Below are 23959 nucleotides of genomic sequence, written 5' to 3'. Positions count from 1 at the left end.
GTATGCTTTCAACCGTTCAACAAAAAGAAATAATACAACGATTAATAACCTCAAATCACATTCAAAAAGGAAATAAGGTAATGATAGATGTTCAAGGAGAAGTTAATAATTTTGTTAACGAAATTATTAAGGAAATATACAATCGAGGGGCACTCCCTTACTTACGAACGTACAAGACGAAACACATAAAAGAATTAATAATGGGTTCTTCGGAAGAAAGTTTAAAATTATGGCTTGATCAGGAATTGTATCGTTTAAAGAATATGGATGTTTATATTGGTATTAAGTCCCATGAGAACCTTTATGAGTTTGAAGATATCCCTAAAGATAAGCTGTCTCTATACAACAGACGATTCTTAAATCCTTATCAGCATGCATATTTGATGAAAGAAAATTGGACATTGCTTCAATACCCCACCTATGGAATGGCACAATTGGCCAAAATTGGTTCAACAGAGTTAGTAGATACGTATTATAAAGCGTCTACTTTTAATTATGAGAAACTTAAGAGAGATGTCATACCTCTACAACGTTTAATGAACAACACCAACACGGTTGAAATTAAATCCCCGAATACAAATCTGACTTTTTCAATGAAACGAATTGGGAACTATCTATGTGATTGTAAATACAACATTCCGGATGGAGAAATATTTTCTGCACCGATAAAAGAAACAGTGGAAGGGTATATCCATTTTAATTGTATTACTTCACTAAACGGAGAACTATTGGAAGACGTGTTTCTTGAATTTAAAAATGGTAAGGTTATTAGCTTTAAATCAAGGAATCAAGATACTTTACACCGAATTATATCTACAGATGAAGGATCTCAATACATTGGAGAGTTTGGGATTGGGTTGAATCCATATATTAAAAAGCCTCTAAATAATCTCCTGTTTGATGAAAAAATGTTTGGAAGTTTACATCTTGCATTAGGACAAGCATTCCCAATGGCATATAACGGGAATGAATCATCTATTCATGTAGATTTTATTTTAAATCAACAAAAAGAATACGGAGGCGGTGAACTGTTCTTTGATGGAGAGCTCATTAGAAAAGATGGGTTATTTATTCCAGAAGAGTTGCAGCAACTAAACTATTTAATGGAGGGAGAAAATTGAAAATAACGCATAATATCACAACACCATTAATTAGTGCTAGTAGTAATCATGCATTTCCCCTGTCCATATTGAGTGACCGTGAAGCAATATGGTACTTTGCACAAAGTATTCAATTGTACGGACATAAAGAAAAACAATCCTTAGATATTTTTGAATACCATAACGTAGCAAAAGAACCCACTCCATTTGTATCCATTAGTTCCCTTTCCTTAAAAGATAGATTAGTAGATGAATTTTTAATAGAATCACTACGTGCGGGATTCTACATTCGTTTATATCTTGATCAGTATTACCTCCAATATCAAACCTCTTTTTCCAGATCATTTAAAACCAACGATATATTGATATATGGGTATGACAGTAGTAAAGAAACTTTCATGTTTGTAGCTGTTAACAAAAATGGGATGCTCGAAAGAAAAGTACTTCATAAAAAACATATTTGCAATGCTTACGTTTACGCAAATCCTCAAGAATCTTCAAAAAGAAACGTATATCTTTATAAAGCTATCCATCATTCTCAACCGGAAATAAAAAATATGTTAAATGAAATATCGTCCCAGTTAAAAGATTATTTAAATTCGAAGGACTGCATCGAAATACATTCTAATATTAAAAAGCTATATCCTAGCAATGATTATGCATACGGTCTTGATAATTACAAGTTATTAATCCAACATTTGAAAGCAATAGGTAGTCAAGAAAGGGAGTTGAATATTAAAAACTTTCAAATTCTTGTTGAGCATAAATATATTATACAGTTTATAATACGTGAAATACACAAACTAGGTTTAATAGATAAAAGTTATATTTATGAAATAAATAATATTGTAATAATGGTAGAAAATCTAAAGAAATCTGTTTTGCGTTATATGTTAAGGAAAAATGAACGTGTAATATTAGGACTCGTAGAAAAAATAAAGGATATACAGGAAAAAGAAATACAGTTATTACAGCGTGTTTTAAAGCGAATAGGTGACTCTACATGTATCTAGTTGATATATTTAAAAGATACTTAAGCAAACGCACTATACTTTATCTCATTGCTTTTACTTTTTTAATCTTTTCTGAAATATTACAAGTAATCCCCCCAAAATTAATTGGGGATATAATCGATTCATTGACGTCCGGGAATCTAACTCAGTCTAAGTTAATATCAGAAGTCATATTACTGGTCGCAATTGCTTTATTTCACTTTGTTGTGATTTATATCTGGTCATCCTCTCTATTTGGAGGAGAATTTTTTATTCAAAAGGAACTAAGGAAAGACATGTTTTATCGAACCTTGTACAACAAAAAAGCACCTAATGATCAGGGGAATGCTTTGACTATAATGAATAACGATATCAATACTATTGGATCTAGCTTCGGATTTGGAATCCTAAGTTTTATGAGTACTGTAATTGGACTTCTGGTTATTTTTACAATGAGTATAATGATCAGCTGGAAACTAACAATCGTTTCCCTGCCGCCCATGCTATTAATTATTTTTGTAGTAAAAAGGTTAGGAAAGCAAGTGCACCAAAATAGTATGGATGTACAAGATAAAAAAGGCTACCTTAACAATCACAGTCTAGAATTTTTTAATGGATTACGCTTGATTCGGATATTTATGTTAGAAAAAAAGTACGTGGAGAGTTTTTTTCGGTTGAATCAAGGTGTTACAAATTCTGAGATTGTTTTAGCGCGAACAGTTAGTATGTTTCATCCTATCATTGTTACGTTGATTCGTATTAATTACGTTATTACATTGGGGTATGGTTCATATTTAATTGCTGTGGGTGACATAACAATTGGCGCATTGATCACTTTTTTGTTTTATATAAACTTACTGCATTGGCCTATAAGAGCGTTAGGAGATTTTATAAATTTTTTCCAACAGGGAAATGCATCAGCAAGTCGGTTTATAGATTATGTGGATAACACGAAAAACAATTCAAGTTTTACTCGTAATATTAAATCACTAACAGATATACGTTTTGAGCATTTTAGTCTTAGAAGAGGAAATTCAAATGCCCTGAGTGATGTGAATCTGATAGTTAGAAGGGGAGAAAATATTGCAATAGTTGGGAAGACAGGTAGCGGGAAAAGTTCTTTAATTTCATTCTTTGCAGGAGAGTATGATACCTATGAGGGCAGCGCTAGTATTTCAAATGTTCCTTACAGAGAGCTTTCCCAAAAGAATCTATCAAACCTTGTTGCATATGTGCCTCAAGAACCATCAAATTTATCGAAAACCATTTACGAAAATTTAATCTTGGGTAGTTCATCTGCAAAGGAGAAGATAGAGGAAGTTTTGCAAATTACCAGCCTTCATAAAGAAGTGAAAAATTCAAATTTAACTTTAAATTCGAGTATCGGGGGAAGTGGAAAGAATCTATCGGGGGGGCAACTTCAAAAATTAGCACTATCTAGAGCACTTTTAAAAAATTCCGAATTACTATTATTAGATGATATTTTTTCCTTCATAGATTCAAAGAGTGCGGTTGCGATTTTTGAGAAACTACTGAGGTTTCGACGAGAAAAAACGAATATAATTGTTACAAATAACTTTGAGCTTACACAGAGGGTAGACAAAATTATCGTATTAATAGATGGAAAGGTAGTTGAAATGGGTAGCCATGAAACTCTCATTCAATCCAATAATTGGTATTCTAATCAATATCGTAAATTTAAAGAGTTAAGTGAATTGGAGGAAGAAGAGAGGAGGTTACAGTGTGAATAGAAAGACGATTAAAAGGTTGTTTGATTACTTATTGAATTATAAGTATCAATTTGTCGTCACCACTTTTATATTATTAATTGCGATTACAATCGATTTATACATTCCATATTTAATCAAGATTATATTGGACAACTATATAGAGCACAGCATAACGAATATACTCTCCAATGCACTAATTGGACTAGTTATTTTGATTATATTGTCTGGTTTACTTAACTTTGGACATGAGTATATTTTCTCAAAATATACTCTTAGACTGGTACAGATAATTAGAAATGACTTAGTACAGTATCTAAATCGGCAACCAAAAAATTTTTTTGATAAGATACCACCTGGTGATATTATCAATAAACTAACAAATGAGTCGATGCAAATAAAAGATGTATTTGATAATTTTTTAGGGGGATTTATTGTTAGTCTACTTCAATTAATTGGCTTATATATAGCACTCTTTTTGATTAATCCCCTTTTTGGATTACTTTCACTCGGGATTCCAATTGTATTTATGACAGTGAATTACATCATAAATAAACCTGTTCATAAGTATATAACTAATATTCAAGAGTATTTAAACAAGATAAACATTTTATTTGTTGATATAATTAAAAATTTCTCTTTAGTAAAATTAAATAATGCAGAATCTCAGATTAATAGTGAATACGTAGAAACGAATCATAAGATATACCGAAATATGTTGAAAAGGATGCACACGCTTCATTTGACGGATGTAAACTTAAATGGTCTATTGCAAGGATTAGTAATCGCAAGTATGATTTGGTATTTTGGAGGTTCGATTATAGAAGGTTCTTATAGTATAGGTTTGTTATATTTATTGATTGATTACATTAGAAGAATCTTCGCATTATTTAAAGGTATGAATGGGCAATGGGTAGTATCGTTAACTGCCCTTGAAGCAGCAAATCGAGTATTTAGTGTTTATGATAACAATCAAGTCGAATCAAAGAATACTATTGTGAAAAAGATAGATAAAGGTAATATTGTTTTCTCGGATGTTTATTTTAATTATCAAGAAAACCAAGATATTCTAAAGAAGATAAGTTTTTCGGTAAGTCACGGAGAAAAGGTTGCTATTGTTGGTCCGTCGGGTTCTGGAAAAAGTTCTATCTTAAGTTTACTATTGAAATTTTATGCACCCGGTAAAGGAAAAATACTAATCGATAATAATGATATAACTCTGCTCAATACAAAAACAGTTAGGAATCAAATTTCCTATGTTGATCAGCATAGTTATGAGTTCGAACTATCCTATTTGAAAGAGCTTAGTGAAAATCAATGGAATAAATGTATTACGATTTTGGAAAAGCTTGGTTCGGCAAAATTAACTGAAAAAATAAGAAAGCAAGGTTTTGCCTCATCTAACAATAATAGTATATCAACCGGGGAAAAACAGATTCTTGCGATTGCAGTAGCCCTGCTTAAGGATACAAAAATAATTATTCTGGATGAAGCAACATCCAGTCAAGACTATGAAACTGAACGAAAAATCTTTAAAAAACTTGTAGAAGAAACAAGGGATAAAACGCTTATTATGGTAACGCACCGTTTAACTACAGTAAAAGATGCTGATAAAATATTTGTCCTAAACAAAGGAATAATTGAAGAAGGTGGAACCTATAGAGAACTAATAAAGAAAAAAGGCTTTTTTTATAAATTAACCGCACTACAAACAAAGCGACATAAAGTATTGGTTGAATAAAAAAGAGGGGTGATCGTTTGAACGTTTTAGGTATAGGGGGATCTATTCATGACTTTTCTTCATGCTTGTCTCAACACGGAAAAATATTAACGTATATTGAAGAAGAACGATTGTTGAGGATGAAACATTCGTTAAATATCCATAAGAAGATTGTATTAAATAAAGCGGCCGAATATTGTTTGTCGGTGAATAACATGAATGAAGAAGATTTAGATTGCATCGTGACATCGGATATTGTTGAGCCAGCATACTATTCTAGATTTAATCATCATCACGTACATCAAATTAACCACCACTTATCACATGCTGCTACGACATTTTATCCTTCACCATTCAACGAATCAGCAATCCTAATTGTAGATGGTAGAGGGAGCTTTTTATCAAATGGAGAAAGAGAGACTATCTCTTATTACTACGGTAAGGGGAGAGATATTATTGAATTAAAAAAAGTTAGCGGACTTGAAGAAAACGATTTGATAGAAAATTCAGTAGGGAAATTTTATGAGGAAATGACAGATTTAATTGGATTTGGATTTTTACAGGATGGTAAAACAATGGGATTAGCACCATTCGGAACAGAAAAGTATATTAAAGATTTTACTGAATTCTTTTGGTTCGATCATAAAGGTCAATTTAAACAATCTCTTTTACAGATTCAGAAAATGCGTGAGTTTGTAAGGTATCAGATGAAAAACAGTCAAGATAAACAACAAACAAAAGCAGATATGGCATATGCAGTACAGCACCATCTAGAAGAGGTTCTAATTGCTGCCTGTATAAATTTATACAGTATTACTAAATCAGAAAACCTATGCCTATCAGGAGGGGTTGCTTTAAATGGTGTGGCGAACGAAAAAATTCTAAGAAGAACGCCATTTAAGAACCTATATATTTTCCCAGCTGCTGGTGATGCTGGAACCGCCGTAGGTTGTTCATTATATGGGTATTATCAAATCGGAGGGTATGAAAGAATACCAAATACTGGGGACTGTAGCCCGTATCTGGGTAAAGAATATAGTGATTCTGACATAAAATCTGCATTTCATAAACATGCTTCTAACCTTACTATTGTTCAACATACAGAAGATGACCTATATGATGAAGTTTCAACGTTATTATCGGAAGGAAAAATTATTGGTTGGTTTCAAGGGAAATCAGAAGCAGGGCCTCGTGCACTCGGAAATAGAAGTATCCTCGCAGACCCAAGAAATCCTAATATGAAGGATATAATTAATAAACGAATCAAGCATAGAGAACCTTTTAGGCCATTTGCTCCAGCAGTATTGGAAGAATATGCCCGTGATTTTTTTGATTTTTCAAAGTCCTCTCCTTATATGCTATTTGTTCCGAAGATAAAAGTGAATGCTCAAGATAAAATTTCGGCAGTGACTCACGTAGATGGAACCGGCAGATTGCAAACTGTTTCAATAGCCCTGAATCCGCAATTTTATGAGCTTATTCGTTATTTTTATAATAAAACTAACATACCCATACTGCTTAATACATCGTTTAATGATAATGGACAACCAATTGTTGAATCCCCTCAAGATGCTTTAGATTCCTTTCTTCGTATGGATTTAGACTACCTTGTGATTGGAAATTATTTATTACAGAAAATAGAAAGTGTGGGTAATGGCTATGAATGATGGATATTATTTAGCAACGTACCTACACATTGATCCCATTGATCATTTGTTAGACACAATCGTTAGACATGATCAAAATATGGCATTATTTTATAAGATTGGAAACTCAATTGAACTCATTCATTATTGGGAGTTAGAAAGGTTCTCTGGTAAAAAGGAACACCATAAATCCTTTCATAGTGTGGAACAAGCCAAAAAAACAATCAATAAATTGTTACGTCCGCTTAATCTTACATTAAATAATATGCAGGCAGTATGGGGGACTCCGGGTTTGAATACAACAGAAGATTATCATTCACTTAGGCAATATGACGATTTATCATATCATAGTATTTGTCATTTGTTTTCTTCAATTCTTTTGGACCCAGATAAGTTTTATAACGATAAAATAATTGGTTTTGCAGTGGATGGTGGACCTGATGGGGTTGTCGATGAAACAGAACGAATCCATAAACCTTATTATGCGGGTTGTTATGTTAACAAAGGTAAAATCGAACTGTTTCCCGTTGAATCACCAGGACTGCTTTGGGGATGGGCTATGTTTTATTTTGGAATCAAAGAGGGGACGTTAATGGCATTGGCCAGTGCGAGCAAAAGTAAGGCTTATTATCAATACAGCCATGAAATTCCCCTGCTTGATGGTTCCGGTTATTTTGGTAAGGAAAATCCATTTGAAAAACTATATGATAAAATAAATTCACTTACGAAAGCGGATGAAGGAAAATTATTTAACTATTTTGATCCTCTTTTTACAGAAAAAGAGAATAAAATAAGTATGTTAATGAAAATTATACAAGAAGCATCATTTAAGGTAATGGATATTAATATTGAGAAAGTACTTGCTCATTATAATATTAACCCAGAGGAAACACATTTATCGATGTCAGGTGGATTTACATTAAATTGTCCAACGAATAGTTATCTTATGAATAAGTATCACTTTAAAAGTTTTATTGCTCCTCCTTGTGTTGGAGATAGCGGTTTATCCTTAGGAACTGGTCTTTATGCATTCTATAAAGAGATCGGACGTATTTCATTTACCTTTAGAAATGCATATTATGGAGAAGGCAACGAATTTTGTGAGATATCGACTCGAGAAAAATACGGTAAATTCATTAAATCTATTAGTATTCCAGATAAAGAAATAGTAGTAGATGATATAATAAACTATCCAGTTGTTTGGTTTAATGGAAGAACAGAGATTGGCCCAAGAGCTTTAGGAAATCGCTCTATTATAAGTGACCCAAGATCAGTCAAAATGAAGGATGAATTAAATAGAATTAAACAAAGAGAATGGTGGAGACCGGTTGCCCCAATTGTATTAGAGGAGTATTTAGAACAGTGGTTTGAAGGTGCCTATCCTTCCGAATATATGCTTCATACATTTAAAATTAAGGAGTCCATGGTTAACTATATTCCAGCCGTTTCTCATTTGGATGAGTCTGCAAGGGTGCAAACGGTTAACCGGGAAATGAATTCTCTAATCTATGATGTAATACTGCGATTTTATCAAAAAACAGGAATTCCAATTATTTGTAACACATCCTTAAATGATAAAGGAGAGCCAATAATAAATCGTATAGATGAAGCAATTAACTTTTGTTTACGTAAAGGAATCAAGGTGGGTTATTTTAATGGAAATCGAATTGAATTCCAGAACCATCATAAATTCCTCCATAGTGAACCTAGTCAACGCCCACTCACTATCGATGATTTAAATAGCGATCAAAAGATAGCGCTATGGAAAAAAGCAAATCCCTTCAATGTACCAAAAGAACTTTTAACCTTCTATAAGGACCCTTTAGAAAAAGTTCGATTTCTTTATAAATACGATCTCAAAGACCCAGATGATGCTTCAAGATTAGTAAATGAAATTGGTCCGTTAAAGAAATATCGTATGTTTGTTAGGAAGGACGAATAATCATGAAAATATTAGGGTTAGGTGGATCCATTCATGACTTTTCAGCTTGTATAGTTGTTGATGGGGAAGTTGCTGTTGCTATAGAGGAAGAACGACTGAGTAAAGTAAAAGGCTCCTATCATGATAGATCAACTTTTCGATGTAAAGCTGTTGACTACTGCTTAAAATACTTAGGTATTAACATAGATGATATCGATATTGTAATAGGAAATGACATTATTGAGTCAGATTATTATGTCAAGTTTGCTGATAAAATTAAGTTGATGAATCATCATTTATCACATGCATCTGCCAGTTATTATTTATCGAATTTTGAGAGGAGTGCAATTTTAGTTGTGGACGGAAGAGGTAGTTATACAGATGAGAAAAATCGCATCCGTGAAACGATAAGTTTCTATACGTCTAAAAACTGCCAAATAACTCTAAATAAAAAGGTAGAGGGAATCGAAAGTGATGATTTTGAAATAGTAACTAATTCATTGGGAATGTTTCTTCAATATGTCACCGTAGGTATTGGATTTCATGAGATGGATGATAAAAAAACCATGAAGCTAGCTGCCAAAGGAAATGATCGATTTGTTCAGGATTTTTATCAATTTTATTCAATTAGCGAGGGCGAATTTATCCAAGCAAATGAGCAACTGGAAAGCTTAAAAAGGTATATCAAACAGAAGTTAGAAGATGCACATGCAACTAAAATAAGAGATCAAATTAAGGCTGATTTATCGTATGCGATTCAATACCATTTGGAGATCATTGTGCTTGAAATGTGCAATTATCTCTATGAGCGAACAGGTGAAGAAAATCTCTGTCTATCTGGTTCAATATTTGAGAATGCTACTCTTCTATCAAAAATAAAACAGTTATCTCCGTTTAAACGATATTTCGTATCAACATTTATGGGGGATGCTGGAACTTGTTTGGGTAGTGCATTATATATGTATTATCAAGATAATTCAAAAAAACTATTAACTAATAGGAGTTACTCGCCGTTTCTAGGCCGAAAATATACGCAACAAGACATTAATACTGCACTAGGGGTGTATGATGCAAAGTATGAACATCTCGATAGTTACCCTGAGAAACGCTTAGCTGAATTGCTTGAACAAGGAAATCTAATTGGAATCTTTAATGGGCGAAGTGAATTTGGACGAGCTCCCTTAGGTAGTAGATGTATTTTGGGTAATCCAAGTTTTTTATTAAATAAAGTCAGATTAAATAAAATAAAGAATAGAAAACTGGAAAGTTCGTTTATGGCTTTCATTCTAGATGAAAATTGGTTAGGGATAGATAATAATAATCTATCCTCCCCTTATTTTGTTAACACTTGTTATTTAAACAGCTCAGAAATACCACCACCGTTAAATAACGGTAATTGGTCAACTTATTTTATTACAACAGATCAAAAGGTCAATTCCCTAATTCATAATTTAGTTAATGAATTTTATAACCTCACTGCGTTACCGATGGTTATCAATACTCCATTAAAAATTTCTGGAGCAACTTTAATTGAAACCCCGTTAGATGCTTTAGAATTTTTTTATCAATCTTACTTGGATTATCTTTATATTGATAATTATTTAATTACGAAAAATATGTAAGGATGTTGATATTCAATTTAAATAAAGAAAAACGAGCTCTTTAGCTCGTTTTTCTTTATTTATCGTTTAAAAACTATGGGGTTCAAATACGTATTTGCATAATCTCCTGAATTACGATTCGGGAAGTACGTTTTTATGTGATTAATCCTTTCATCGGTATCAGGATATGCGATTTTAGCTGGGTCTGCAAAGAAAGTGATAGTCATTACTTCCCTATCAAAGCTTTCGTTATTTTGACTGGCTGCGTGAAGAATCCATCCATCATGGAAAGTGGCATCTCCGGCTTTCATTTCACCGTAACTGACGGTTTCCAGATTCTCTCTTACAACTTGTTTAGTAGTCATACTTTTGTATCGGTGAGATTTAGATACAAAGCATAAAGAACCAATAGAACTTGGAATATCAATAAGGGGCATCCACATGGTTATTTTCTTTTCTGGGATTAGTTCGGCCATATAGTTATTATCCTGATGCCACGGGGTAGGTCCACCTCCCGTTTCTTTAATAAAAGATTGGTCTAAATAGAGTCGAACACAATCTACCCCCAATAAATCTGCAGCTATTTTTCCAAACCTACGAGCAGTTACAAACTTTTTGATTCGTTCATCCTTCCTCCACAGGTTAATAGTTTGTAAGAAAGCTTTACCAAAAGTATCACGATCTTCTAGTAATCTAGTTTCCTCATTGTAGTTTATAGCTACTTCATGAATTATTGGTCGATAGAAGGATAGTTCTTCTTTAGTAGCAACACCTTTTAGTAAAGAATGACCAAGAGTAGTGAAATTCAGTATTTGCTGTTTTGTTAATTCGTATTTGCTGTCTAATGAAGGTAATTTGTTGGTATTCAAATTATTACACCTTTCTTTTTACCATTCCCGCGAATATAGAATAGGAGTATAATGACTTGAAGCTTTGTCTCCAGGTTTTTTCGAGGGGAATAGTCTTTTTAAATGATAATTTCTAGCATCTTTAACCTTATTATCTTCTGGATCTATGATAGTTAAATCATCAGCTATATAGATGATGGTTAGTACTTCTCTATAATAGGGAGTTGGGTTTCCCGCAGCATAATGTAGAGTCAAGCCAGAATGAAATGTTGCATCTCCAGGATTCATTGCTCCATATTCAACTAAAGGATATCCTTTTCTGGCAGCTAATAAAACATTTTCAGTAGCTAATTCATGTGAACGCGACACAAATCCCATTGATCCAATTTCTTCTGGAAGGTAATTGAGCGCCATCCACATGGTAATCGTTTTATCTGGATAAGTAGGTAGCATGTAACTACTATCAGTATGCCAGGGAATGGCTTTACCACCTGGTGGTAAAAAAATGGAGGAATCGTGATACAGACGTATACGATCTTCGCCAAGGAGATCAGCAGCAATTTTTGCGAACCTTCTAGCAAAGGTAATTCTTTTTATCACTGGATTTGTTTCCCACATATTCATAACAGATGGAAACGCCTTCTCCACACCATAATGATGGCGATCTTCTTTGGGAACATGATAGAGGTTATTCGATTTAACATGTTGGGCTACGAAGGTTCTATAGACGTTCACTTCTTCCTTTTTCATTACGGAAGGTAAGAAAATGTGTCCATCTCTCTGAAAATTTTCAATTTGTTCTTCAGTTAAATTATATAAAGAGTCTAAATTTGGTAGTATCATATGCTTCACCTCAATATTTTAAAGTGTTTTTAAGTTCAGTTGAAGAAAACCGTTTTCTCTTACCTAAACATAAAACCTTCGTTCCAACTATGTGGGCTGTACGATGTTCAGGAATTAGTTTCCCTTTATAATCAATTCCTTTAACAAAATAATTAGGTTTTATCTTTTCAATCATATCTGCTAAATTAAATTCATCAATTTTTACAACATAATCGACATATTCTAATGCGGAAAGAATGCTTACACGGTCCATAAAGGTAAAAAGGGGAGGCTTTCCTTTAACTTTTGTAAATGATTGATCAGAATTCACTCCAACAATAACAACTCCATTTAATAGTTTTGCTTCTCTTAAATAATCAAGATGGCCAGGGTGGAAGAAATCAAAACATCCCCCAGCTAGGATAATGTTGTGTTGCTTTTTTTTTTGTTCTTTTACGATGTCAACCAATGAATTAACGGTTACTAGTTTACTATTCATTTTAATACCTCAGCTTTTATATTAAATTTACTTGCTAAATAAAGGGATAAATCGTGTATAGTATTTCGATGGGGATTATAAATAAAACAAAGAGGTGAAAATTGAAGATTGGTAAATCGGTATGAAAAATTTTTAAACTGCTCTGGAATAATAATTGCGCTAATGTTAAAAGGAGTATTGAAATAGTTATTTGCAGATTGATAGGATAAATTATCGGCTAGAATCTGATGAGAAGATATAACTAACATAGTAGTATCCTTCGGGTCTGTTTCTTCAATATTTGTAACCACACGGATAGTATTAACACCGAGCGCTTTAAGCTCCTTGGTGATAAGATTCTTATAATATCCTTCTAAATTAGCTGTCTCAGACAAGTTTTTTATCCAAATAGTTGACATTAGTATCACAGCCTTAAATTTCTTCTATGTTATATCCAGAGATAGTTTGATCAATAGTAATTCTTTCGGGACTTGAAAATTCAGATTCTAGTAACCTTATTAAATGTTTGAAAACCAATTCACTTGGTATATCGTTTATTTCGTTAGAGGTCGGACAAAGACTATAGTTTTGACTGAGTACCCTAAAACTAACAAAGGGATTCTGTGGACTTGCAAGGGGTTTGTCCTTCCCCCATATTGTTATAGAAGGAGTTCCGACAACGCCTGCAATATGTCCACAGACACTATCAATACTTACTACAGCATCTAATTTACTTATTACCGTGAATAACTTAGAAATAGGAAGTAAACTTACATCTAAATCGACAAACTCATTTGATATGTGGGGGGATGGAGTAAGGTTGATTAAGGTTATGTGATTCTCTTTACAAATCCTCACCAATTTATTTATATGTTCCCCGTCCCAAGAACGTTGTCCGTCTCCGTTGTCTAATTGAATACCAACTACACTACTTCCTTTACATTTTAGGTACATTAATTGGTCTTCTATTTCAGTAGGTAGTAATGGATATAGTTCTTTAGAAATAAACGGAGAGACGGGCTCTGAAAAACCTAAAGATTTTGTTGCAACATCTAATAGGTGTAAATGGGGAGGATGATCTAGCCTTGTGTTAATAAAGTGCACATCACTATAGAAGTTGGATTTAGTAAGAAATTCATAGATATAATAGCTATCAAAGTGGGTGTATATTCGACATTCAGGAAATAGGTCTTGTAGTAACTTCAAAGGCTTTCCTCTAGTTATAATATCAACCCTACAGTTTTTTTCTTCTAATTGAATAAACTTTTTTAATTGTTTATAGATGATTGCTACATCTCCATTTCCAAAAAACCAATCTAATAATACTGCCTTTATTTTTACTGGTTGCTTTTCTTTTGTATACTGATAATCGTTTCTAGTGGGGAGAAATACGGGATAAATCGTATGTTTTGATGGGAAAATGGTGTAAGAATAGAAAAAGTCACTATTATATAATGTGTTTATCAATCGGTCATTTAATAGGAAAGAGTCCACCTTTGGATTGATTTCAATTAAAATAGAACATGGATTCTCCAGAAGGTTTTTGTTGCATCCTGAATCGGTATTGTTTTCTCTAAGAAGGTGTTCTATTTTAGTAGGCATGTCAGATTTATCTAGCAAAATGATTTCTAAGTCGTGAAAAATTTTGGACAGTTGAATCGTACAATTCCCCTCAAATATTATGATACTTTTACTGTATATTTCTAACATAGAAATAGCATCAGATATATATTCTTTCTCGATTAAAAAAACATATTTATTACCTCTGCTCTTTAATAAGCTTCTGTTTTGTTTTACCTTTTCTCTAAAAAGATCCATATTATTATCTATCCACCTTTATTGAACGATAAGCGGTTTCTAATTCTTCTTTTTCAACAACAGCAGTAAAATCTTTTGAAATAGATATTGCTGCACTTAAATTGGCAAAGATGAATGATTTTAATACAAATCGGTGAGTGATTAATGAATAAACAAACCCCGCTATATAAGAATCACCAGCCCCCACTTCACAAATAACATTTTTAGCACTTGCTGGAATATGAAGAATGTTATTATGATTGACAAAGAAACTTCCGAATTTGTCTGCCTTTAAGAGAATGTAATTAATTTGATAAGACCTGTTTATGTCCCGTGCAATAGTAATTGCCTCGTTTACATGATTAAACTTCTGATTTTGGAGTTTCTCTAGTTCATCAATGTTAGGAAATAAGAAATCAGCATTAGAATAACAAGAATTAGGACGACTACCGGAAGGATCAATAAGAACAAGGATATTTGCTTTCCTTGCTTTATTAATTAATTTTTTAATTATAGCATCGCTGAATGTTCCTTTATTAAGATCAGATATAATAAGATACCCAATTCTGTCTTGTAATTTATCAAATAAAGATATGAGAAATTGATACTCAGATGTTGTTAAATCAGCATATTCCTCGTCGTCGACTCGTAACAGTGCTTGTTTCCGCTCGTCTAGATAACGCATTTTAAGCGGTGTCCTGTTATTGCTTTTGGAAATATAACTTTTGATGCTCGGATCTAATAACGTTTCTAGTTTATTTCCTAACACGTCATTTCCTGCCAAACCATACAAATGGACAGTTATATCTAATCTCGCCAAATTATTAGCAACATTTGCAGCATTTCCTGCTATATATGTTTTTTTTCTAACCATTAACTTATTTATTTTCTCATTTGATGCATAAGACCGTTTGCTTTCAATATAACAATCTAAAACAATATCACCTATAATCAATACTTCTTTTTTTTCGTTGTGTAGTTTATATCCTGGCAAGCGGATTCACCTTCTAAAATGGAATTACATCTATCTTAATATATTTTGTTGAATATATATCTGCTTAAATTGTTTAAATTTCTTTTAGGAGAAGCCGAGTCATATACTTTTTTAGAATGCAAAATTACAAGTACGCAAGCACACCTTTTAATATTTAACATATTTCTTTAGAGACTAACATTGGGACATATAGGAGGAAGTGCGTTGTTTGGTTATCCAATCTAACTAGAGTATTCTATGGGGGGAAGTAACTATGAAAGAATATGACGACATTAATAAATTAATAGAACGATTGCCAGAAGTAAAGCAATGTAAATCTCAAATAAATCAAGCATATGAATATCTAAAAAATGCATTTATTTCTAAAAATAAGTATTTGATATGTGGCAACGGAGGAAGTAGTGCTGATGCAGACCATATGGTTGCTGAATTAGTCAAATCCTTTTATAGAAAAAGAATTTTATCACAAGAATTGAAACAAAAATTAGAACAACTTGGGGAAAGAGGTATTTACCTGGCTAATCACCTCGAGTCTTCAATACCTGCTTACTCTCTCTCTTCTCAAAGTGCAGCGATGACAGCTATTGCAAATGACCAAGGATACGATTTATCTTTTTCCCAACAAATAATCGGCTATGGAGAGAAGGATGATATCTTAGTTGCATTTACAACTTCCGGAAGGTCTGAAAATGTTATCAATGCAATCCATACAGCTCATGCTCTTGATATGCATATTATTTGTTTTACAGGTAACCATGAGAGTTTTATTGAGGCTAATTTATGTGACGTTATTATAAAAGCCCCGTCAAACGACACATACCGCATACAAGAATATCATCTATCGATATACCATACTTTATGTTTAATTCTGGAAAAAGAACTATTCCAGCAAAAATAAGCCGAGAATTTTGATACAAGCAATATTAAACTCAAAGCTAGATACTATTACAAAGGGCGTGTGATCGATTGGACATTGGCAAACATAAGAAAGAGTTCCTTTATAATGGTTATACCATTATAAAGGAAGCTTACTCTAACCAGGAAGTGGAAGAGTTAAAGCGAGAATATGAAAAAGTTTGGCTGGAAAAGGTGGCTAGTGGTGAGATTAAACAAGACTTAACTAAACCCTTGAATAGTCTTTATCCTCGACAAAGGGATACTCATCTAGAGAATAAGGAAATATTAAAATTTGCCTTAAAAGAAAGTGTATTAAATGTTTTAGAGATGTTTATTGATGAGGAAGTTGAACTAATTTCTACTAACTTTTATTACAAGCCGCCGACTATGGAGGGCATCCCATTTCACCAAGATAATTATGGAATTGGCGTTTCACCAGGTACTTGTCATGCAATATGGACCTGCCTGGAAAAAACAGATGAAAATAATGGCGGAATGAGGTTTGTTCCGGAATCTCATAAGCTGGAACTATTAACACCTAAGAAAGTTTACAATGATGAAGCTGACACTTTTGGAGGGTATATTCAAACATTAGAAGTACCTGATGGTTACGACATAATCAGTGTAAATACAGAACCAGGTGACGTTGTAATCTACCATGGACACGCTATTCATGATTCCACAAAGAACAAATCTGCCTCGGATTTTAGAAATTCCATCATTTGTCATTACTGTGGTACAAGTAGCAAAAAATTAACACTCAACTATAACAAAATAATAAATAAAAAAGGAGAAAGAATTCGAAAACGAGTAAATATGTCAAGTTTTAAATAAAAGGAGGAACAGATGAAAAATCTAATATCAAAAGAACAGATTGAGGAGTTTCATAAAAAAGGTTTTATTAATGTTAAAGGAGTTTATAGTGACCAAGAGGTGAATTCGATAAATAAGCAGTTCCGAAACCATTGGATACAGCTAGTCCAAAACGGTGAAATACATGCCAAAGAAGATAGACCACTTGAGAGTCTTTTTCCAAGAATGAGAGATTATCACCGGAAGAATCCTGTCATTATGAAGCACACGCTCAAATCAGAAGTCTTTGATTTGATGAAAGCTGTTATTGGAGAAGAGCCTCTAGTTATATCAACTAGTTATTACTTTAAGAGCCCAACAACGCGGGAACTCCCATTACATCAAGATAATTACGCTTTCGGGGTATTCCCCGGAACAACATATGCTGCTTGGGTATCGCTCGATTACACTGATGAACAAAATGGGGGGTTACAATTTGTACGAGGAACTCAGGAAAAAGAATTGGAAGATCCTGAAAAAGACCCAACAAATGTAAGGGAGTATTTTTCGGATAAGGGACAGGAAATTAATGTACCCAAAGGTTCATATGTAGAAAATATCACAACAAATCCAGGAGACGTCGTGATATTCAACGGAAATATTATCCATGGGTCTAATGCAAATGTGACAAAGGATCGATATAGAAGATGCTTATTAACGCATTTTACAGGCGTCAGTGTTGAAAGGTTGGCATTAAACTTTAACAAGCTAGTTAATAGGGAGGGCGAGAAAGTTAGAAGGAGATTCAATAATAATACAAAAATCGCAGAGAAACAGGGCACCATTTTTTCCATTAAAGATGCAGGTTATTTTGATTCTTGGAGATAGGAGATGGTACTTGAGTGTTTTCAACAAAAGGAAGCCTTAGCCATGAATTTAATGAGAATGGTCATATCTTTATCAAAGGTCTAGTTGACAAACAAGAAATTAAACATCTGGAAAAGGAAATAGAACTGGTTCTCCAAGACCTATCCCAAAAAGAATTGTCTGATTCTGAACGCGATGATTTTAGTAAAGGATTTTTGGAGGTAACCAATCTATGGACAAGATCAGAAACCATCCGTAATTTTGTGCACTCACCTTTATTGGCTGAAGTTGCAGCTAAACTATTGGGTGTAGATGGAGTTCGGCTACACTATGATTGTATTCTGTTTAAAAAACCAAAAAGTAATTCTACACCATGGCATCAAGATCAAGTTGCATGGCCTTTGGATACGGATAATACAATCACTTTATGGTTGCCGTTAAATAAAATATCGGAGAAAATTGGTTCCCTAAAATTTATTAATGGCTCCCAAAAATTTGGTGAATTAAGCTTAAGAAAAGCCATTAGAGAGGGACTAAAAGAAATTAATTATGGCTGTCTTGAGATTGGTGATGTTACATTCCACAAGGGATGGACGCTTCATAGTGCTGATTCAAATACCTTTCATGAAACTAGAAAGGCTTTTGCTATAGTCTACTATGCAGATGGGGCGAGGCTTACAAAGCCTAAGCAAAATATTAAGCAGGATTTTTATAAATTTTTCCCTGGGATTGAAATCGGAGGCTATGCAAATAGTAATCTAAACCCACTTCTATACAAAGAGTAATCTCCAATTTATCCATAATATTAGCTATTTATTAGTGGTATCTTTTTAGGATTTAATAATAAACAATCCCCCATATAAAGGAGCTTGAAAATTAAAGAAGCTTAGTTAGAGATTGTTAACTAGTTACTTTCTTAAATTAATTCAAGTTTTAGAAAATCCAAACCATTAATAGTTAATATTGCACTCTGCTTGGGATTATAAAGAACTAGCTTGTGATTTGAATTTTTAGTGTACCTCCGAATGGCCCTTTCTATATCTTCTACTCTTATAATTTGATAGTTAAATTGTTCTAACTGCAACATACGATAACCTCCAATATCTTTTTATTCATTATGGAGGACTAATAAATCCATCGGCTCGGCTTTAATCGTTCTTTTTTACAGGATTCCAATAATCTCAGTATTTTTTAGGCGAGTTTTTTATAACCATTTCATTTAAAATAGTAAAAACTAGAGAAAGGGTGATAGAAATGGAATATTGTTACTCTACTTCGAGTATCAAAACAAAAGACATCCCAGAGCTAATTAATCGCATTTATCTTTTATCAATAGATGTAACAAATGTGACGCAAACGGATAGACAATTAATCGTGACATATGAAGGCGACCAAGAAAAGAGTTTTCATGAGAACTTAAATAGATTAATTATGGAAAAAGACCGGCAGATCCGTAAAAAAGTGATTGATGAAAATAACAAAAACTTAAAGGTTTATGGGGACTTTATCCACCCTGTAAAAGAAGAGGAAGGTATTAGTTATAAAGGAGATATAGCGCTTCTATTTGAGGGAATAAGAAAACAGTTCGACCTATTGGCTCAAAAATATAATGCGACGTATACCAAATACCCAAGTATTATGTCTGAAAAACTCATGAAAAAAACCAATTATGCATTCCATTTTCCGCAAAACACATATAGAGTATTTGAGATAAAGCATCAAAAGGAAAATTTAGAGAAATACCGCCTTTACTCAGAATATAATCTAGATACTGGTGATCTATTTCAATCATCTGACTATTATCTAAGACCCTGCCTATGTTACTTCGCTTATAACGATAGAGAGGACCAATCACTTTCAGATGAACTTGAAGTAGTTTCCAGTTTTGGTCAATGTTTTCGGCATGAGAACAACCATCAAATATCTCCTTATCGATCAAGAGATTTTAATATGTATGAAATTATTTACTTAGGCTGTAAAGAGAAAGTGACTGAAACTAGAGACCATTTGCTAGAGGAAGTAATAAAACTATTTGATCAATTGGGCCTTAAAGGAAAAGTTGAAACAGCGAATGATCCCTTTTTTATGAAAGAAGATAGAAATAAAATAGCTTACCAAAGAGCCGGCGAGAGAAAATATGAGTTGATTTTTTCTCCAAACAAAGAAATAAGTTATTCGGTGGCTTCATTTAATTTATGCGACCATGTAATAACGGAATCTTTTAACATTAGTACTAACAAAGGAGAGCTGGCTTACTCAGGATGTACTGCGTTTGGTGTTGAACGATGGGTACAGGCAATTGTGTATACGTATGGAACAAATCAGCAGCAGTGGCCAGAGTGTCTGCAAGAGTTGATCAAAAATGGTTAAAAAGCTTCCAATTATTAATAATCCAGGTTTATCAACTGAATGTTATCACAATTGTAGATTAAGTATCTTATTTGCACATAAGCAATTTCATTCATGGATACGTAGCCATTTTATCAATTTAAAGGTTCAAAACGAGAATCCTGATCAATTCCCTATGGTACGGATGGAAGAGCATCTAGACATTTATTCCGAAATATTATCTGAGGAGTTAATACAAAAGAAAAAATCTTGGATAGAATCTTTTATATCTAACTTAGAGGAAGAGAAATATATATTAGTTTTTTTAAACTGGAGATTAGTTCCTAGCTCTAAATATTTTATGAAAGAAGATATCATTCATGAAGCAATTATTTATGGCTACGATGATAAGAAAAAAATCTTCAGTGGAATGGGATTTGATGTAAATGGCAAAACATTTGGAGAGTTTGAAATCCCATTCTCGGAATTAGATACTTTAGTAGAGAATACGATTGAACATCATTTATATAAAGAGAAATGGTTCACTTTTTATGGATTTCCTGCTGTTTCCCTCCATATCAATTATTACCCAGACAAAGTAGTAGATAGAACTAAGCTATTCTTTGCTTTAGACCGTTCTACACAATTTGATGACAACGTTTTAAAAAAGGGTTCTTTTGCAAATGGGCATTACGTTTATCTTTACCTTTTCAATTATTTTAGAGAAATAATGACGTCTCAGTATCGTTTATCTCCGAAAGAGTATGGATTATGGAATATTATTCAATACAAACTCTTACAACACAAAAAGCTTAATATAGCGACTGCTCAACAGCTATTACACGAAAACAGAAGCGATTGTGGAGATATTATAAAAATATTAAATTTATATGATGATTCAAAAAGAGAATTAACTAACCTCCGGAGGTTATCACTTAAGTATCAACAACAAAGTCAAAAACAAATTATTGAAGCACTTTGCCAAGGATATTACAAAGTATATGAAATAGAAAAAAGAATTCATGCGTTATTTAAAAATTGGCTGGTACAAAGCAAGATAAACGAGGTTCTATTAGCGAAAAAATAGATTTTATTTATTTAATAAACCAATTCTTTATGGAAGGATAGATATTATAATGACTCACAATGAAGAGATAGTTATGAAGTGTTTAAAAAACGTTCTTCACAATGTTGCCTTTACAAAAGAAGATAATTTACATGAATTAGGGATAGACTCCATGACTTTTATTCGACTTGTAGTTGAAATAGAAGATGAATTTGATATAGAGATTGATGATGAAGAGATCATTTTAGATAACTTTAAATCGTTCTCAACGATTGTCGAGCTAGTGGAGAGAAATCTAAATGATAAATAATAAAAAAAGTTTTTATGATTTTATTTCAGTACCTAGAGTTGTAGATTGGAGATTTCCCGATAAAGACGGTTTTTGTAATCGCACCTTAGATTGTAAACAGCTATGTATAAAAGAGGTTTTAAACTGGAAAGGGGAAACAGAACTAATAAAGGTTTTTTTAAATCCTTTCGACTGTTCTCACCATGATCTTCAATTACGGCGGTCTGATCCTACATTAAACATGGGATATGTTATTCAAACAATTAATGCTATTTCACCTGAACAAGTAAAAAAGTTGATAATACAGCATATTAATTACCATGGATATTGTCTGCTATTCTATAAATCATATAACACGGAATATTCAGGTTACTACCAAAGGTATGATATTGTACACTGGTCTCTAATCGTTGATGCGGATGAAAAGGGGATAACTATTATAGATGAGGCAGGTGATCCTAAGTATTTCGAAGGGCAACGAGGTAGAATTCCCTGGACAGACTTTTTAAATAATTGGAAGAAAGACCAATACCATGGTCTAGGTGAGATTCATTTAAGTCAGAACGAGAACCTGGAATGGGAGAATGATTTTTTGTACATTGTAAAAGAATCAGTCACTAATATGATCAATTTAAATGGATTGAATCAGTTAAAAGATTATATTTGTAGAATTAAAGACACACCATCTTCTCAGTTGGTTTCTATATTAGAAACCTTAGAGTTTGATGTACATTATTATAGGCGATTAAGAGAATTATGGTTACTTGCAGTAAATAAAAAAGTGATCCCCCAAAGGTTTTTGGATCCATCATGGGTAGAGGAGCTATTCTATTTGTGTAAATGTTGGTCGCTAATTATGGGTGTTCTTATGAAATGGAAAAGACAACCAGATAAAGATTACAAGCAAAAATTAGTAGATTTCTTAGAGCAGACTTTGGAAAATGAAAGAAAATTTTTCACAGCTCTTAAAGACGTAGTTGGAGCATAAAGATGGATGATGTTGCACAAGTCGTTCTATACAATTCCTTAAATATAAATAAAAGAGAAAAAATATATATATTATCCACTGGGGAGTCTCCATTAGTAGATAGTTTGATAAAGCGGTTAACTATAATTGGGGCCTATGCTTATGTGAAGCAAATAAAAATTAGTGAGTTAAAATCACTCATCAACTATGGAAATTCCTCATTCTTTAGAAATCTACTTAAACATGAATTGAAAATGCTTCATGAAATGGATGCTTTTATTGGTGTTACCCATGATATAAATACTTTTGAGATGAATGAAATCGATAATAAAAACCATCAATCGTATTATAAGTATTTTTACGAACCGATTATGAAATATGCACAACAAACAAATAAATGGATACTTATACATGCGCCATCTATTGCTTTATCACAACTAAGTAAACAGTCAAGCAAAGAGGTAAATCGTGTATTTGAAGATTCGATTATCAAGTTTGATTATAAAAGATTTTATAAAAGAGCGGTTGACATAATGAAACTTTTAGAAAACACGAACGAAGTAAAAATTATTGCACCAAACACCAACTTGAAATTTTCAATACAGGGTATTGATTCTGATTATTGTGATGGCAAACATAATTTGCCTGGTGGCGAGGTCTTTACAGCTCCCAATTTATCGACCGTACATGGCTATATTAATTTTAATGTTCCTTTTAACTCCTTTGGAGTAAATTTTGACTTTGTAACATTAGAGTATACAAATGGTGAACTGACTTACTTTAATACTAGTAATAATAAACGATTCAAGGAAATATTAGATTCTGATCATGGAGCAAACTACTTCGGTGAATTTGGCATAGGGTTAAATCCTTATATCATAAAGCCTTTTACTACTTCTGCATACGATGAAAAGATGTTAGGAAGTATCCACCTTGCATTAGGGCAGTCTTATAAAAGTGCTTATAACTACAATGATTCTACAGTTCATATGGATTTAGTACTTTCATTATTAGAGAGGGATGGAGGTGGAGAAATCTATTTTGATAATTCGTTAATTATGAAAGATGGAGTATTTATAAAGTAACGAGATGAAAATGTAAAATTAG

Annotated in this window: 23 protein-coding genes; 16 read left to right on the top strand and 7 right to left on the bottom strand. The window is 32.9% G+C overall.

Annotated elements, in window-relative coordinates:
• Positions 1-2 precede the first annotated feature (2 nt).
• The 7 genes from D1B32_RS09580 to D1B32_RS09550 are packed head-to-tail and all read left to right on the top strand — an operon-like array spanning position 3 to position 10728.
• Complete coding sequence (locus D1B32_RS09580; protein WP_118889206.1) at positions 3-1121, top strand: aminopeptidase; 1119 nt, start codon at positions 3-5, stop codon at positions 1119-1121.
• Positions 1118-2113: a hypothetical protein gene (locus tag D1B32_RS09575; protein WP_118889205.1), complete on the top strand. Its 996-nt coding sequence runs from the start codon at positions 1118-1120 to the stop codon at positions 2111-2113. Before D1B32_RS09580 ends, D1B32_RS09575 begins: the two co-directional genes overlap by 4 nt.
• Positions 2104-3843 carry an ABC transporter ATP-binding protein gene (locus tag D1B32_RS09570; RefSeq protein ID WP_118889204.1) on the top strand — a complete coding sequence of 580 codons (1740 nt, stop codon included), beginning with the start codon at positions 2104-2106 and terminating at the stop codon, positions 3841-3843. Before D1B32_RS09575 ends, D1B32_RS09570 begins: the two co-directional genes overlap by 10 nt.
• A complete protein-coding gene (locus D1B32_RS09565) occupies positions 3836-5560 on the top strand; it encodes an ABC transporter ATP-binding protein (protein ID WP_158586233.1) in 1725 nt (574 codons plus the stop codon). Before D1B32_RS09570 ends, D1B32_RS09565 begins: the two co-directional genes overlap by 8 nt.
• Positions 5561-5577: 17 nt before the next feature.
• The gene (locus D1B32_RS09560; protein WP_118889202.1) at positions 5578-7206 is read left to right on the top strand and encodes a carbamoyltransferase family protein; all 1629 of its coding nucleotides are present in this window, start codon (positions 5578-5580) and stop codon (positions 7204-7206) included.
• Positions 7193-9127, top strand: a complete 1935-nt coding sequence (locus D1B32_RS09555; protein WP_240033763.1) for a carbamoyltransferase C-terminal domain-containing protein — start codon at positions 7193-7195, stop codon at positions 9125-9127. Before D1B32_RS09560 ends, D1B32_RS09555 begins: the two co-directional genes overlap by 14 nt.
• Positions 9128-9129: 2 nt before the next feature.
• The gene (locus D1B32_RS09550; RefSeq protein ID WP_118889201.1) at positions 9130-10728 is read left to right on the top strand and encodes a carbamoyltransferase N-terminal domain-containing protein; all 1599 of its coding nucleotides are present in this window, start codon (positions 9130-9132) and stop codon (positions 10726-10728) included.
• Positions 10729-10787: 59 nt separating this feature from the next.
• On the opposite strand, the gene D1B32_RS09545 is transcribed toward D1B32_RS09550, so the two are convergent.
• Genes D1B32_RS09545 through D1B32_RS09520 form a run of 6 tightly spaced genes read right to left on the bottom strand, consistent with a single transcriptional unit; the run spans position 10788 to position 15646 of the window.
• Positions 10788-11576, bottom strand: coding sequence for a phytanoyl-CoA dioxygenase family protein (locus tag D1B32_RS09545; RefSeq protein ID WP_095312231.1), 789 nt, complete (start codon positions 11574-11576; stop codon positions 10788-10790).
• Positions 11577-11594: 18 nt separating this feature from the next.
• A complete protein-coding gene (locus tag D1B32_RS09540) occupies positions 11595-12398 on the bottom strand; it encodes a phytanoyl-CoA dioxygenase family protein (RefSeq protein WP_118889200.1) in 804 nt (267 codons plus the stop codon).
• Between the two features lie 10 nt (positions 12399-12408).
• Positions 12409-12876 carry an adenylyltransferase/cytidyltransferase family protein gene (locus D1B32_RS09535; protein WP_095312238.1) on the bottom strand — a complete coding sequence of 156 codons (468 nt, stop codon included), beginning with the start codon at positions 12874-12876 and terminating at the stop codon, positions 12409-12411.
• Positions 12873-13274 (bottom strand): hypothetical protein, encoded by a 402-nt coding sequence (locus D1B32_RS09530; RefSeq protein WP_095312241.1) that lies wholly within the window; start codon positions 13272-13274, stop codon positions 12873-12875. Before D1B32_RS09530 ends, D1B32_RS09535 begins: the two co-directional genes overlap by 4 nt.
• 13 nt (positions 13275-13287) lie before the next feature.
• A complete protein-coding gene (locus tag D1B32_RS09525) occupies positions 13288-14673 on the bottom strand; it encodes a glycosyltransferase family 9 protein (protein ID WP_118889199.1) in 1386 nt (461 codons plus the stop codon).
• A 4-nt stretch (positions 14674-14677) separates the two neighbouring features.
• On the bottom strand, positions 14678-15646 hold the full coding sequence (locus D1B32_RS09520) for a PfkB family carbohydrate kinase (protein ID WP_158586232.1): 969 nt from the start codon (positions 15644-15646) through the stop codon (positions 14678-14680).
• Between the two features lie 253 nt (positions 15647-15899).
• On the opposite strand from D1B32_RS09520, the gene D1B32_RS09515 reads away from it, so the two are divergent.
• The 4 genes from D1B32_RS09515 (at position 15900) to D1B32_RS09500 (ending at position 18987) form a co-directional block, all read left to right on the top strand.
• Complete coding sequence (locus D1B32_RS09515; RefSeq protein WP_118889197.1) at positions 15900-16544, top strand: D-sedoheptulose-7-phosphate isomerase; 645 nt, start codon at positions 15900-15902, stop codon at positions 16542-16544.
• A gap of 68 nt (positions 16545-16612) precedes the next feature.
• Positions 16613-17377, top strand: a complete 765-nt coding sequence (locus D1B32_RS09510) for a phytanoyl-CoA dioxygenase family protein (protein ID WP_118889196.1) — start codon at positions 16613-16615, stop codon at positions 17375-17377.
• A gap of 12 nt (positions 17378-17389) precedes the next feature.
• Positions 17390-18223, top strand: coding sequence for a phytanoyl-CoA dioxygenase family protein (locus tag D1B32_RS09505; RefSeq protein ID WP_118889195.1), 834 nt, complete (start codon positions 17390-17392; stop codon positions 18221-18223).
• A 14-nt stretch (positions 18224-18237) separates the two neighbouring features.
• Complete coding sequence (locus D1B32_RS09500; RefSeq protein ID WP_118889194.1) at positions 18238-18987, top strand: phytanoyl-CoA dioxygenase family protein; 750 nt, start codon at positions 18238-18240, stop codon at positions 18985-18987.
• Between the two features lie 131 nt (positions 18988-19118).
• Here the strand turns inward: D1B32_RS09500 and D1B32_RS23715 are convergent, their stop codons facing one another.
• Positions 19119-19289, bottom strand: a complete 171-nt coding sequence (locus tag D1B32_RS23715) for a hypothetical protein (protein ID WP_158586231.1) — start codon at positions 19287-19289, stop codon at positions 19119-19121.
• A gap of 167 nt (positions 19290-19456) precedes the next feature.
• Between D1B32_RS23715 and D1B32_RS09495 the strand changes: the two genes are divergently transcribed.
• The 5 genes from D1B32_RS09495 (at position 19457) to D1B32_RS09475 (ending at position 23937) form a co-directional block, all read left to right on the top strand.
• Complete coding sequence (locus D1B32_RS09495) at positions 19457-20572, top strand: aminoacyl--tRNA ligase-related protein (protein ID WP_118889193.1); 1116 nt, start codon at positions 19457-19459, stop codon at positions 20570-20572.
• Positions 20565-21617 carry a hypothetical protein gene (locus D1B32_RS09490; RefSeq protein ID WP_118889192.1) on the top strand — a complete coding sequence of 351 codons (1053 nt, stop codon included), beginning with the start codon at positions 20565-20567 and terminating at the stop codon, positions 21615-21617. Before D1B32_RS09495 ends, D1B32_RS09490 begins: the two co-directional genes overlap by 8 nt.
• A gap of 73 nt (positions 21618-21690) precedes the next feature.
• The gene (locus tag D1B32_RS09485; RefSeq protein ID WP_158586230.1) at positions 21691-21906 is read left to right on the top strand and encodes a phosphopantetheine-binding protein; all 216 of its coding nucleotides are present in this window, start codon (positions 21691-21693) and stop codon (positions 21904-21906) included.
• Complete coding sequence (locus tag D1B32_RS09480; RefSeq protein ID WP_118889191.1) at positions 21896-22873, top strand: hypothetical protein; 978 nt, start codon at positions 21896-21898, stop codon at positions 22871-22873. Before D1B32_RS09485 ends, D1B32_RS09480 begins: the two co-directional genes overlap by 11 nt.
• Before the next feature lie 2 nt (positions 22874-22875).
• Positions 22876-23937 (top strand): aminopeptidase, encoded by a 1062-nt coding sequence (locus D1B32_RS09475; RefSeq protein ID WP_118889190.1) that lies wholly within the window; start codon positions 22876-22878, stop codon positions 23935-23937.
• The last annotated feature ends 22 nt before the right edge of the window (positions 23938-23959 follow it).

This window comes from Oceanobacillus profundus (assembly GCF_003515705.1).
GTDB lineage: Bacteria > Bacillota > Bacilli > Bacillales > Amphibacillaceae > Oceanobacillus > Oceanobacillus profundus.
Note: the sequence above shows the minus strand (reverse complement) of the source record. Positions and strands in the feature narration are given on the sequence as shown.

What these genes read in the sequence shown, in the direction of transcription:
- D1B32_RS09580 (WP_118889206.1), top strand. Translation starts at nt 3, where the DNA reads ATGCTTTCAACCGTTCAACAAAAAGAAATAATACAACGATTAATAACC.
- D1B32_RS09570 (WP_118889204.1), top strand. Translation starts at nt 2,104, where the DNA reads ATGTATCTAGTTGATATATTTAAAAGATACTTAAGCAAACGCACTATA.
- D1B32_RS09555 (WP_240033763.1), top strand. Translation starts at nt 7,193, where the DNA reads ATGGCTATGAATGATGGATATTATTTAGCAACGTACCTACACATTGAT.
- D1B32_RS09550 (WP_118889201.1), top strand. Translation starts at nt 9,130, where the DNA reads ATGAAAATATTAGGGTTAGGTGGATCCATTCATGACTTTTCAGCTTGT.
- D1B32_RS09540 (WP_118889200.1), bottom strand. Translation starts at nt 12,398, where the DNA reads ATGATACTACCAAATTTAGACTCTTTATATAATTTAACTGAAGAACAA.
- D1B32_RS09535 (WP_095312238.1), bottom strand. Translation starts at nt 12,876, where the DNA reads ATGAATAGTAAACTAGTAACCGTTAATTCATTGGTTGACATCGTAAAA.
- D1B32_RS09530 (WP_095312241.1), bottom strand. Translation starts at nt 13,274, where the DNA reads ATGTCAACTATTTGGATAAAAAACTTGTCTGAGACAGCTAATTTAGAA.
- D1B32_RS09525 (WP_118889199.1), bottom strand. Translation starts at nt 14,673, where the DNA reads ATGGATCTTTTTAGAGAAAAGGTAAAACAAAACAGAAGCTTATTAAAG.
- D1B32_RS09515 (WP_118889197.1), top strand. Translation starts at nt 15,900, where the DNA reads ATGAAAGAATATGACGACATTAATAAATTAATAGAACGATTGCCAGAA.
- D1B32_RS09505 (WP_118889195.1), top strand. Translation starts at nt 17,390, where the DNA reads ATGAAAAATCTAATATCAAAAGAACAGATTGAGGAGTTTCATAAAAAA.
- D1B32_RS23715 (WP_158586231.1), bottom strand. Translation starts at nt 19,289, where the DNA reads ATGTTGCAGTTAGAACAATTTAACTATCAAATTATAAGAGTAGAAGAT.
- D1B32_RS09495 (WP_118889193.1), top strand. Translation starts at nt 19,457, where the DNA reads ATGGAATATTGTTACTCTACTTCGAGTATCAAAACAAAAGACATCCCA.
- D1B32_RS09490 (WP_118889192.1), top strand. Translation starts at nt 20,565, where the DNA reads ATGGTTAAAAAGCTTCCAATTATTAATAATCCAGGTTTATCAACTGAA.
- D1B32_RS09485 (WP_158586230.1), top strand. Translation starts at nt 21,691, where the DNA reads ATGAAGTGTTTAAAAAACGTTCTTCACAATGTTGCCTTTACAAAAGAA.
- D1B32_RS09480 (WP_118889191.1), top strand. Translation starts at nt 21,896, where the DNA reads ATGATAAATAATAAAAAAAGTTTTTATGATTTTATTTCAGTACCTAGA.
- D1B32_RS09475 (WP_118889190.1), top strand. Translation starts at nt 22,876, where the DNA reads ATGGATGATGTTGCACAAGTCGTTCTATACAATTCCTTAAATATAAAT.